Source organism: Brotaphodocola sp., from assembly GCF_050873065.1.
Classification (GTDB): domain Bacteria; phylum Bacillota; class Clostridia; order Lachnospirales; family Lachnospiraceae; genus Brotaphodocola.
Map to the genome: position 1 here is coordinate 1 of NZ_JBNMIC010000059.1, position 11102 is coordinate 11102.

13 protein-coding genes are annotated in these 11102 nt (G+C 44.3%); 12 read left to right on the plus strand and 1 reads right to left on the minus strand.

The features are described from left to right. The 4 genes from tnpA to ACR0QE_RS11615 form a co-directional block, all read left to right on the plus strand. Nucleotides 1-270: IS200/IS605 family transposase (gene tnpA / locus ACR0QE_RS11600; RefSeq protein WP_432628507.1), on the plus strand; the 270-nt coding region annotated here is incomplete at its 5' end. Between the two features lie 224 nt (nucleotides 271-494). After that, a complete protein-coding gene (locus ACR0QE_RS11605) occupies nucleotides 495-1448 on the plus strand; it encodes an alpha/beta fold hydrolase (protein ID WP_432628508.1) in 954 nt (317 codons plus the stop codon). Nucleotides 1449-1564: 116 nt separating this feature from the next. Next, nucleotides 1565-2887: a WYL domain-containing protein gene (locus ACR0QE_RS11610; RefSeq protein WP_432628509.1), complete on the plus strand. Its 1323-nt coding sequence runs from the start codon at nucleotides 1565-1567 to the stop codon at nucleotides 2885-2887. Between the two features lie 13 nt (nucleotides 2888-2900). Next, complete coding sequence (locus ACR0QE_RS11615) at nucleotides 2901-3854, plus strand: WYL domain-containing protein (RefSeq protein ID WP_432628510.1); 954 nt, start codon at nucleotides 2901-2903, stop codon at nucleotides 3852-3854. On the opposite strand, the gene ACR0QE_RS11620 is transcribed toward ACR0QE_RS11615, so the two are convergent. Then, the gene (locus ACR0QE_RS11620) at nucleotides 3847-4725 is read right to left on the minus strand and encodes a LysR family transcriptional regulator (protein WP_432628511.1); all 879 of its coding nucleotides are present in this window, start codon (nucleotides 4723-4725) and stop codon (nucleotides 3847-3849) included. The two genes, ACR0QE_RS11615 and ACR0QE_RS11620, sit on opposite strands and share 8 nt — an antisense overlap. Nucleotides 4726-4875: 150 nt before the next feature. Here ACR0QE_RS11620 and ACR0QE_RS11625 point away from each other — a divergent pair, with 150 nt between their 5' ends. The 8 genes from ACR0QE_RS11625 to ACR0QE_RS11660 form a co-directional block, all read left to right on the plus strand. Next, a complete protein-coding gene (locus ACR0QE_RS11625) occupies nucleotides 4876-5913 on the plus strand; it encodes a YeiH family protein (protein WP_432628512.1) in 1038 nt (345 codons plus the stop codon). A 237-nt stretch (nucleotides 5914-6150) separates the two neighbouring features. Further along, entirely contained in the window at nucleotides 6151-7059 is a 909-nt protein-coding gene (locus ACR0QE_RS11630) for an MATE family efflux transporter (RefSeq protein WP_432628513.1), read from the plus strand. Nucleotides 7060-7065: 6 nt separating this feature from the next. Then, nucleotides 7066-7527 (plus strand): MATE family efflux transporter, encoded by a 462-nt coding sequence (locus tag ACR0QE_RS11635; protein ID WP_432628514.1) that lies wholly within the window; start codon nucleotides 7066-7068, stop codon nucleotides 7525-7527. Between the two features lie 184 nt (nucleotides 7528-7711). Next, nucleotides 7712-8965: an RtcB family protein gene (locus tag ACR0QE_RS11640; protein WP_432628515.1), complete on the plus strand. Its 1254-nt coding sequence runs from the start codon at nucleotides 7712-7714 to the stop codon at nucleotides 8963-8965. Between the two features lie 90 nt (nucleotides 8966-9055). Further along, nucleotides 9056-9502: a hypothetical protein gene (locus ACR0QE_RS11645; protein WP_432628516.1), complete on the plus strand. Its 447-nt coding sequence runs from the start codon at nucleotides 9056-9058 to the stop codon at nucleotides 9500-9502. Between the two features lie 5 nt (nucleotides 9503-9507). Then, entirely contained in the window at nucleotides 9508-9723 is a 216-nt protein-coding gene (locus ACR0QE_RS11650) for a helix-turn-helix transcriptional regulator (RefSeq protein ID WP_432628517.1), read from the plus strand. Between the two features lie 66 nt (nucleotides 9724-9789). Then, on the plus strand, nucleotides 9790-10254 hold the full coding sequence (locus tag ACR0QE_RS11655; protein WP_432628518.1) for a low molecular weight protein-tyrosine-phosphatase: 465 nt from the start codon (nucleotides 9790-9792) through the stop codon (nucleotides 10252-10254). A gap of 174 nt (nucleotides 10255-10428) precedes the next feature. Continuing rightward, a partial coding sequence (locus tag ACR0QE_RS11660) for a bifunctional hydroxymethylpyrimidine kinase/phosphomethylpyrimidine kinase (protein ID WP_432628519.1) occupies nucleotides 10429-11102 on the plus strand: 674 nt, incomplete at its 3' end.

The following is an 11102-nucleotide window of genomic DNA, read 5'->3' on the forward strand; positions in this document are numbered from 1 at the left end:
AAGGATCGTGATCTTCCAATTCAGGCTTTTGAATGTATGCCGGATCACATTCATATTTTGTTTGATGCAAAGCCAAATTTAAATCTTGCAGAATTTGTAAATGCATTTAAATCTGCATCATCTCGAAATATCAGGAAGCAATTTGCAGAAGAACTAAAACCTTACTATTGGAAACCATATTTTTGGAGTTTAAGTTATTTTATTGGGACTGTCAGTGACCGAACGAGTACTGCGGTAAAAGAATATATCAATAATCAAAAAAATGAATGATTTAAAATATTTTAAGATCATTACGCATTCACCCACGTCTGATCCGGTTAGTCAGGCGTGGTACTACTCTGCGGTTTTGATAGAAATTTGCAGAGAAATGATAATAGGCTCTGTATCGGTTTTGAGAGGGGAAATTTGAAACTTTTTTGTTTTCATTTTGCTCCACTCATCGATACAGAGCTATTTTTATGGTATGATTAATGTCATAAGAACGAGGTGGAAAAATGAAAACGATCATAAACTCAATAACATCTACAAATGGCAAAAATCAGCTGCATGTCGTCGTGTGGAAACCGGAAGGAGAGATCAGGGCGATTGTCCAGATTTCTCATGGGATGGTTGAATATATAGAACGCTATGATGAGTTTGCAGAATTTTTGAGTCGGAGAAATTTTTTGGTCATTGGAAACGATCACTTAGGGCATGGAAAGACGGCTGCCTCTGATCCGGAGCTTGGATACTTTGGGGCAGAAAAGAGCAGGACGGTTGTGGATGATCTGCATGAGGTCACGAAATTTGCAAAGAAGACGTATGGGAAAGAGCTGCCTTATTTTTTGTTCGGGCACAGCATGGGATCTTTCATGGCGAGAAGATACCTGATGACATACGGGGATGAGGTGAGCGGCGCAATCTTAAGCGGAACCGGGTATATTCCGGGCGCCATCCTTGATGCGGGAAGGGGGCTTGCGTGGGTCGTGAGGGCGTTTGCGGGAGAATACTACCGTCCCTCCAGTTTGAAAAAGATGGCATTTGGCAGTTACAACAGGAGAATTCCGGATGCGAAGACGGAGCATGACTGGATTTCGAGAAATGAAAAAAATGTCGAAGCTTACAGCAAGGATAAGTACTGCACATTCTCATTCACGGTGAATGGCTATCAGACTCTGTTTGGTGTGCTGAAATTTATTCAGAAAAGAAAAAATTATGAGAGAATTCCGAAGAAGCTGCCGATCTTTTTGATATCCGGAAAGGAAGACCCGGTTGGAAATTATGGAAAAGGAGTTTTGAGAGTTGCAGACCAGTATAAGAAGTGCGGAATCAAAGATGTCAAAGTCAAGCTGTATGAGGAGGACCGCCATGAGCTGACAAATGAAACAGACAGGGAGATCGTGTTTGAGGATGTCTTTGAGTGGATCCAGAAAGAAATCAAGTCCAGAACAAAATCAAACCCGGAATAAAATATGAGCGAAAAAAGCTGACAGAGGACAATGGCTGACAAAGAACAACAGACAAAGAACAATAAATAAAAAACAATAGATAAAGAATAATGGACGAGGAATAACGGGAGAGGGCGGTGAGAGTTGTGTCGTATCAGGAACTCGTGAAAAATTTTGGGCGTATCCGTGATTACATGAGAGAATTTTATATTTACGGATTCAAGAGCCGGGAGGAATTCACTGGAAAGAGTGCCCGCTCCTACGATGATGAGCGCCGTCGCTTAGAAAGCTGGCTTGGGGATTATATGCGGTTTCGCCAGACTCCGGATGGAAAACAGGTATTTCTCTCCATCGACAGCCGTCTGACAAGACACAATCCCCTGTTTCAGGCGTGGAAGACGAAGAGTTTTACCGATGGAGATATCACGCTGCACTTTTTGATTCTGGATCTCTTGTCGGATCCGGGTGTCTGCATGAGTGTTGGCGAGATCATGGAGAAAATCGATGCATACCTGGCTCAATTCCCGGACCCGAGAATCTTTGACGAGTCGACGGTGAGGAAGAAACTCAATGAATATGTCTCTCTGGAAATTCTGATTTCAGAGAAAAGGGGGAGGGTGCTGTATTATCGGAGAGCGGAACAGACGCCCTTACCCGGCAGAGAGATTCTCGACTATTTTTCGGAGGTGCTTCCCTGCGGCGTGATCGGGTCGTATCTGTTAGATAAAAATATGGTGGGTAAGATGGAAGCGGGCGACAGCCATTTTGCTTTTAAACATCATTACATAACCGGCACGATGGACAGCGAGATTCTCTGTTCCATCTTCTTTGCGATGAGAGAAAAGCGAAGCGTGACACTCAAAACCATCAACCGGCACAGAGACAGAGTCGCCGAGAACAAGGTGATTCCGATCAAAGTCATGATCAGTGCCCAGAGCGGACGACAGTATCTCATGGTGTACCTGCCGAGAGTGAAGAGAATCACGGCGTTTCGGACAGACAATATCATTTCCGTCAAATTAAATGAGGAGAGTGCGCAATTTGAAACTCTTCAGAGCACATTTCATCAGATGCTTCCTCATATCTGGGGAGTCAGTACACAGGGAAGAACGGGTGCGAGAATGGAGCATGTGGAATTCACGGTTCGCTATTCGGAGGATGAAAAATACATTCGGAATCGGCTGGAGCGGGAAAAACGGTGCGGGGTGGTGGAACATCTCGATGATCACACCAGCAGATTTTTGGCGGATGTATTTGATGCCAGTGAGGTGATTCCGTGGATCAGGACCTTTATCTGCCGGATCACAGAGATCCATTTTTCAAACAGGGAACTGGAAGCGCAGTTTCAAAGAGATCTTCAGGAGATGTATGCGCTGTATGGAATCGGGGAGGATGCCCCGGAGACAGACTGCATAGAGACAGATCACACAGAAGCAGACTGCCTGAAAGAGGATACTTGAGGGGAATACGGAAATGATTTTTAGCGAGCTTTATGGAGCATATTACAATGCGGTTGCTGCAATTCTGACCGAAGCGGTGGATCACCCGGTGTCGGATGGGGAGATGAAAGATCTCATAAAAAAATATGCGTTTTCTGAGAGTGTCTGGGCGATCATGGATGCCATGATGCAAGAAAACAGATGGTATTTACTGAGAGAAGATGGAAGAACTCCGATCACAAAGAAACCGTCGATGCCGCTTACTGATTTGCAGAAGCGGTGGCTCAAGGCAATCTACTGCGATCCGAGAATCCAGCTTTTTGGAGACTTTGGGGCGGATGAGCAGAATAAGCTTGATAACATGGATGTGGAACCGCTGTTTCTGCCGACGGATTATCTGGTGTTTGACAAGTATGCCGACGGTGATCCTTACACCGATGAAACATACCGAGCGAATTTCCGGCAGATTCTCAATGCGATAAAGGGAAAATACCCATTGAGGATAGAACTTTTGAACCGGAAAGGGAAGGTGGTCAGCGAAGTGGTGTTTCCCGAATATCTGGAGTATTCGGAAAAAGATGACAAGTTCAGATTGATCGGAGCCGGAGACCGGTTTGGGAGCACGATCAATTTAGGACGCATCATCAAGTGTGAAAAGTGTGAAGCGTATGAACCGTCATCTGTGAAAAGACCGGGAAAGCGCAATTTGGCGAGGCCGCGCACCGTCGTCTTTGAACTGAAAAATGAGAGAAATGCGTTGGAGCGGGTGCTTCTTCATTTCGCCCATTTTGAGAAGACGGCGGAGCGGATAGCGGATAACCGGTACTCGGTTACGATCCACTATGACAAGGAAGATGAGACGGAACTTGTCATCCGCATTCTGTCATTTGGACCGATGATACGGGTTACGGCGCCGGGGCACTTTATTGGTCTGATCAAACAGAGACTTATGGAGCAAAAAAGGCTTGTGAGCAGGCTGATCAAATAAATTCCTCGCAGATGGAGAGATACTTATCGGTGTAGATGCTGTTTTTCTCCCAGATAATGTCAAAATCATGCTGCATTTTGAAATCATCCAGGGGGATTTCCTTTAAGATACCGGAATGCAATTCATTCTCGACAGCAATTTTATATAAAAAAGAGATTCCGCAGTCTTTTTTCAACAGACCGATGATGGTATGCATGTTTTCCACTTCCGTATAGTGAATGAAATCAGAAATACGCAGGCCACGGGCAGTCAGGCTTTGTTCAAGGATATTTCTTGTTCCGGAATCTTTCTCGCGCACGAGGAGGCGCTCCTCCACGAGATCTTTTACGGTGTGCGGATGATCTTTTAGAAAGTGATGCGATGCAGCACAGACGGCGATATAGTCCTCTGTGCTGTATTTTTGGTGGGAATAATCTTCTTTCGGATAATTTCCTTCCACGACAGCCATACAGATCTGGCCACTTTCGAGCAGATTTAAAAGCTCAGAAGTATTGCCATAGTGGAGGTGGATATTTATTTCCGGGTGATGGATCAGAAAATTGGCGAGTTTGTCGATAATGGCATACTCTCCAATTGTCATGGTGACACCGATCGAGAGCGTTTCGATTCCGGAGTAAGTGCTTTTTAGCTCTTCCATAATCGCTTTTTCGTCATTTTTCATCGTCAGCAGATGTTTGTACAGGATTTTGCCGGAGCGGGTGAGAGAAAGCTGTTTGTTCCGGTAGAGAAAAAGCGAAGTGTGATATTGTTCTTCCAAAAAATGAATGTGCTGGGATACAGCAGGCTGCGTGATGTTTAACTGTCTTGCGGCAGCCGTAAAATTCATCGTCTGACAGACCGTGAGAAAAGTCTCTGTTCTGAAATCAAGCATAGAATTTAATTCCCCCCTCAATCAATTTGATTTTCTTTTGTTAATAACAAATATTTATTGTTTAATAGAATTATATAATTTTACGTTATTGACGTCAAGTGATACAATCTCGTACATAAACAAAAAAGAGGAAAGCGAGGTTGTGATCAAATGAATTTTGTGAAGAAAAACGGGAGTGGCATTCTGGCTTGCCTTGCGATCGCCATCCCATCCTGGTTGCTTGGAAAAGTATTTCCTGTTGTGGGAGGAGCGGTGATCTCCATTGTGACAGGAATGATGGTTACCCTGGTTTGGAACAACAAGGGGAGAGCGGAATCTGGAATTAAATGGACGTCGAATGTGATTCTTCAGACAGCAGTCGTTTTGCTGGGATTTGGGATGAATCTCGGAGTGATTTTTCAGACGGGGAAACAGTCTCTCCCAATCATAATCTGTACAATCACGATCTCACTCATCATCGCGAGAATCCTGCAAAAATTTCTCAAGGTACCTGCAAATACTGCCATCCTTGTAGGAGTGGGATCCTCCATCTGTGGAGGTTCGGCGATTGCGGCGACCTCTCCCGTCATCGATGCGGACGATGACGAAATCGCCCAGTCGATCGCAGTAATTTTCTTTTTCAACGTCCTTGCGGCAATTTTCTTTCCGATGCTTGGAAAGGCAATCGGATTTGACACGGTGAACGGGCATGCGTTTGGCATTTTTGCGGGAACAGCAATCAATGACACCTCATCGGTGACGGCCGCCGCATCGACCTGGGACAGCATGTGGAACCTCGGAAGTGAAACCCTGAATGAGGCAGTGACGGTAAAGCTTACAAGAACACTCGCCATCATCCCGATTACCCTTGGCTTGTCCATGATTCGCGCAAAAGCGAGTGCAAAAGAAGGAAAGCAGGCGGCAAAGTTCAGCTTAAAGAAAGTTTTCCCGGTGTTTATCCTTTATTTTATCCTTGCAGCGGTCATCACGACGGTCTGCATGAATATGGGCGTTGAGGCGGGCGTGTTCCATCCGGTAAAAGAGTTGTCAAAATTTATGATTGTCATGGCGATGGCTGCGATTGGGTTAAAGAGCAACGTGATCCAGCTTGTAAAGACGGGCGGCAAACCGATTCTCATGGGAGCATCCTGCTGGTGCGGCATTACGATCGTGAGTCTTCTGATGCAGTCGGCGATGAAAATCTGGTAAATGAATGGGAAAGCGATAAATTGGAGAACCGGTGAATTAAAACCGGTGAATTGGAAAACTGGTGAATTGGAAAACGGCTAATAAATTTCATAGTACTTTTCAGCTGCTCTGATCTTTTATTATAATTCAGGGAGGATATTTCCTTCCGAGTGATACACTCTGCGGGCATTGGCTCGAAGAAAACAACTTGACTGGAAGGAAACGGAAATGTTCAGAGAGGCGATGAGAGATGATATTATGAAAAATGAAAATGGGAGTTCAAACATCCTTGAGACAATGCCGGTGAAAGCATTGTTTGTAAAAATGGCAGTTCCGGCAGTTTTGTCTCAATTAATAAACATTTTATATAATCTGGTAGACAAGATGTTTATCGGACATATGGAGAGTGGGGGCGCACAGGCTCTTGCGGGACTGGGAGTAACGACACCGGTTATCCTGTTTTTATCGGCGTTTGCCGCACTTGTAAGCATGGGAGGTGCGCCTAAAATCGCTATTGCGCTCGGCAAAAATGAGAGAGAGCTGGCAGAACGCATTATGGGAAGCTGCATGGCGCTTTTGCTTGTCATATCAGCGTTGCTGACTGCGGGAATGCTGATCTGGGGAGAGCGGATTCTGCTGATGTTTGGAGCCAGTGAAAACATGATCGGGTATGCGGTAGATTATATGCGGATCTACTGTCTGGGAACCGTTTTCATTCAGCTGTCACTGGGACTGAATACCTTTATTACGACGCAGGGATTTACGAAGATAAGCATGATGAACGTGACCATCGGAGCTTTGATAAATGTGATGCTTGATCCTATTCTGATCTATGGGTGCGGTCTTGGAATCAGAGGTGCGGCGATTGCGACGGTTATCGCACAAGCGGTATCATGTATTTTCATTGTGAGATTTTTACAGTCGGAAAAAAGCATGATAAAACTGAGAATCTTGTACATACGAATGGACTGGAAGTTGTTAATGCCATGTATCATGCTTGGGATGTCTCCGGCACTGATGCAGATTACAGAAAATATGGTTGCAATTAGTTTTAATACGGTGCTTCAGCGCTATGGGGGAGATCTGGCGGTTGCGTCGATGAGCATCTTAAATTCTGTCATGCAGTTTGTCATGCTTTTGCTGCCGGGTCTGGTACAGGGCGCGTAGCCGATCTTGAGCTATAATCTCGGAGCCGGGCTTATTGACCGGGTCAGAAAAACATTTCAATATCTTTTGGTTTCGTGTGTTGTGGGAAGCTGTGTGATCTGGGGAGTGTGCATGATTTTTCCGGAGAGTATTATCGGAATCTTTACGGGAAATGCCGCACTCAGAGAGTATTCTGTGACACCGCTTCGCACCTATCTGTGTCTGCTTTGCATTTATGGAGTACAGGTTGCATGCCAGTACAGTTTTGTGGCGCTTGATCAGGCAAAGACAGCAATTTTCCTGACAATATGGCGAAAAATTATTTTACTCATTCCCCTGATATTCATCTTGCCAAAGCTGGTCTCAAATCCGACAATTGGAGTGTTCTTAGCGGAGCCGATTGCGGATTTTGTAGCAGTCTGCACGACAGGAACCCTGTTTTACAGGTATTATCGAAAAACGCTTGCAGTCAAAGCAAAATGTTTGTAGTCAAAGTTAAATGAAAATCTAAAAAATAGAAACTCCTCGGTCATTAAGTGGCCGGGGAGTTTTTTTAATTCGCATCTTTTTTTCCATGATAAGAGCAGTGAGATTTTATAAAATAATCGTAGGATAAAAAATAATTATAGGATCCATGAGAATATAAGAAAAGAAAGAGGAGGATAAAGATACGATGTTAGAGATCAAAGGGAAAATCAATACTGCAATCTGTTATGCGAAAATCATTGATGAAAATGCGATCGAGCAGATTAAAAGGATGTGTGATTATGAGTTGACAGAAGGAAGCCGGATCCGGATTATGCCCGATGTGCATGCGGGAAAAGGATGCACGATAGGCACGACGATGACAGTTTTAGACAAGGTCTGTCCGAATATTGTCGGCGTTGATATCGGCTGCGGCATGTACACGGTTAAGCTGGCGGACAAGTCGCTTGATTTTGAAAAAATCGATGAGGCCTGCCATTACATTCCATCGGGAATGAGCGTGTGGGATGGAAGAAAAGAGAAGTTTGATCTGACAGATCTTCGCTGTTATCGCTCTCTGCGGGATACGAGAAGACTCGAGCGCTCTTTAGGAACTTTAGGTGGAGGGAATCATTTTATTGAGATCGATCGGGCAGCGGATGGAATGTATTATCTGGTGATTCATTCCGGAAGCCGGAATCTGGGAAAACAGGTGGCGGAGTTCTATCAACGGCTGGCGATTGATCTTCATGCGGGAAAAGAAGAGTATTTTGCTAGACGGGATGAGATCATCAGAACTTACAAAGAAGAGGGGAGACGAAGCGAAATACAGGCTGCGTTGAAAGCACTTGAAAAAGAATATACCGCAAAGAATCCGGATGTCCCGGAGGATCTTTGCTGGCTGTATGGATCTTTTTTGGAAGATTATATTCATGATGTGGAAATCTGCCAGAGATTTGCAAGGAGAAGCAGGGAAAAAATGGCAGAGATTTTATTGGAGAGAACCGGAATGTGCGCACTGGAATCTTTCCATACGATTCACAATTATATCGATACAACGGAAATGATTCTTCGAAAAGGAGCGATCGCTGCGCATAAGGGAGAGAAGGTGCTGATTCCGATTAATATGCGTGATGGATCGATTATTGCCGTGGGAAAAGGCAATCCAGAGTGGAACGATTCTGCACCTCATGGAGCTGGGAGGGTGATGTCAAGAATGATGGCGAAACAGACTGTGACAATGGAGGAATACCGGGAAGCGATGAAGGGAATCTACACGACATCCGTAAATGAAAGCACGATCGATGAGGCACCAATGGTTTACAAGTCGCTTGAGGATATCATGGATGTGATCGGAGAATCTGTGGAGGTTCTTGATGTTCTCAAGCCGGTATACAATTTTAAGGCGGCGGACGAGGATCAGCCGTGGAAGAAGAAAAATGGAAGTGAATCAATGATGTGATAAATATATCACTTTTTGTTGACAGCCTCATCTGAAAGTGATATTATTCACTCATATGAGATAAATATATCACATAAGGAGGATGCTTGGATGAATAGGAAAAGAAAATTCGTATCTGTTGGTCAACAAATACACAGAGAGACCATATGGGGAATCGTCTGTTTGATTGCCGGATTCTTTTTTTCTTATAAAGGAATTTATAAACATTCGATGCTGATCGTTTATTTCGGAATGGTTTTTCTCGCATATGATGTATTTTCTATCATGCAGGGTAGAAATTGTGAAGAAGAACGGTTTGACGAAATGGCGATGGAAAACCTGAATAAGGCTTCCCATTTGGTCCTTATAGATTTTAATATAGCTGGTGCAGTGATCCTGACAGCAGGTTTTCTCCAGGAGGTTTTGAAAAACTTTTTTTCGATAGAAATTCAGTGGGGAGAGTATTTTGCAATGAGTCCTGTTGCGTTTGTGCTGCTCATACTTGGATTTAAATATTTAATGACCGGATTTCATTTTAAAAGGCTGGAAAGAGAGTAACCTATATGCCAAAGTTCAAAACAAGAATTCATGAATTTAGAAAAGAAATGAATTTACAACAGGCGGAATTGGCGGAATTGGTGGGAGTTCGAAGAGAAACCATCGGAAAATTGGAAAACGGAAAATATAATCCATCTTTGAAACTGGCTATCGATATTGCCAGAGTTTTTGGGAAAACGGTGGAAGAAGTGTTTATATTTGACGATGAAACAGATGCTTAAGAAGATGTATAAAGACTTGAGATACCGTTAGGATAAAACGAGATAATATTGAGGAGATTGATAACGATGATAAAAGTACTTTTCATCTGCCACGGCAATATCTGTCGTTCGCCGATGGCGCAGTTTGTTTTTCAGGATATGGTCTGTAAGGCAGGACTGGAGAAAAAATTTTATATTGATTCTGCGGCAACGAGTACCGAGGAGATTGGAAATCCGGTGCACCGGGGGACGAGGGCGAAGATGAATGAGATGGGGATTCCAATGGTGGATCACCATGCCACCCAGATGAAAAAAGAAGATTATAGAAAATATAATTATCTGATTGGAATGGACCAGTGGAACATCCGGAATATGATGCGGATTGTGGGAAAAGATCCGGATCACAAGATTTTCAAGATGCTGGAGTTTGCGGGAAGTGACCGGGAAGTGGCGGACCCGTGGTATACGGGAGATTTTGATGCAACGTATCGAGATATTGTAGCGGGATGTACAGGGCTTTTTGAAAAAATTCGTGAGGAAAAGGAATTATGATTCTGTAATTCGGTCAGTCAGTTTTTTTATTTATCATTTGCATTTCCACGTACTGCGTGATATGATTTTTTTCACAACCATAGCATAATTAAGATAAAATTGAAAAATAAGGGAAAAGAAACGAATACGGGAAAAGAAATGCAGGAAAAAACTGAAGGTAAGGAAGGAATTTGGATGAGTACAAATGCAAAAAAGATTCTTTTGATCAACGATCTGCCGGGATACGGCAAGGTAGCACTTGCTGCGATGGTGCCGATTTTGTCGCACATGGGGCATTATCCGATGCAGCTTCCGACGGCAGTAATTTCCAATACACTGGATTATGGAAGATTTCGGATTCAGGATATGACGGATTATATGAGGGATACCCTTCAGGTGTGGGATCAGCTCGGCCTTGATCCGGACTGTATCTGTACCGGTTTTGTGACATCCCAGCGGCAGGTGGAGATTATTGAGCAGTACGTTCAGACGAGAAATCCGAACAAGGGACGTCTGATTATGGTTGATCCGATCATGGCAGATGGCGGAAAACTCTACAATGGAATGGGAGCAGAGCAGGTCAATGCAATGCGTCGTCTTGCAAGTCTCTCCGATGTCATGATCCCGAATATGACGGAAGCGTCCTTCCTCACCGGTTTCTGGCCGGGAAGCTATTTTGGAACGGCGCAGCAGATCTGGCAGATGGTAGATGGACTGCGCCAGATTTCCGGCAGATCTGTCGTGATCACGAGTGCGGTGGAAGTGGAGCAGCAGCCGGTGCTTCTTGAGGATATGCCGGACGGAAAGGCGAGATATCTTGTGTGCGGGTATGACCACTGGAGCGGAACATATTTTCAGGTGCCGTATGA

Coding starts and splice junctions, on each gene's coding strand:
- ACR0QE_RS11625 (WP_432628512.1), top strand. CDS start 4,876: ATGAATTTTGTGAAGAAAAACGGGAGTGGCATTCTGGCTTGCCTTGCG.
- ACR0QE_RS11605 (WP_432628508.1), top strand. CDS start 495: ATGAAAACGATCATAAACTCAATAACATCTACAAATGGCAAAAATCAG.
- ACR0QE_RS11615 (WP_432628510.1), top strand. CDS start 2,901: ATGATTTTTAGCGAGCTTTATGGAGCATATTACAATGCGGTTGCTGCA.
- ACR0QE_RS11655 (WP_432628518.1), top strand. CDS start 9,790: ATGATAAAAGTACTTTTCATCTGCCACGGCAATATCTGTCGTTCGCCG.
- ACR0QE_RS11640 (WP_432628515.1), top strand. CDS start 7,712: ATGTTAGAGATCAAAGGGAAAATCAATACTGCAATCTGTTATGCGAAA.
- ACR0QE_RS11620 (WP_432628511.1), bottom strand. CDS start 4,725: ATGCTTGATTTCAGAACAGAGACTTTTCTCACGGTCTGTCAGACGATG.
- ACR0QE_RS11645 (WP_432628516.1), top strand. CDS start 9,056: ATGAATAGGAAAAGAAAATTCGTATCTGTTGGTCAACAAATACACAGA.
- ACR0QE_RS11650 (WP_432628517.1), top strand. CDS start 9,508: ATGCCAAAGTTCAAAACAAGAATTCATGAATTTAGAAAAGAAATGAAT.
- ACR0QE_RS11630 (WP_432628513.1), top strand. CDS start 6,151: ATGAAAAATGAAAATGGGAGTTCAAACATCCTTGAGACAATGCCGGTG.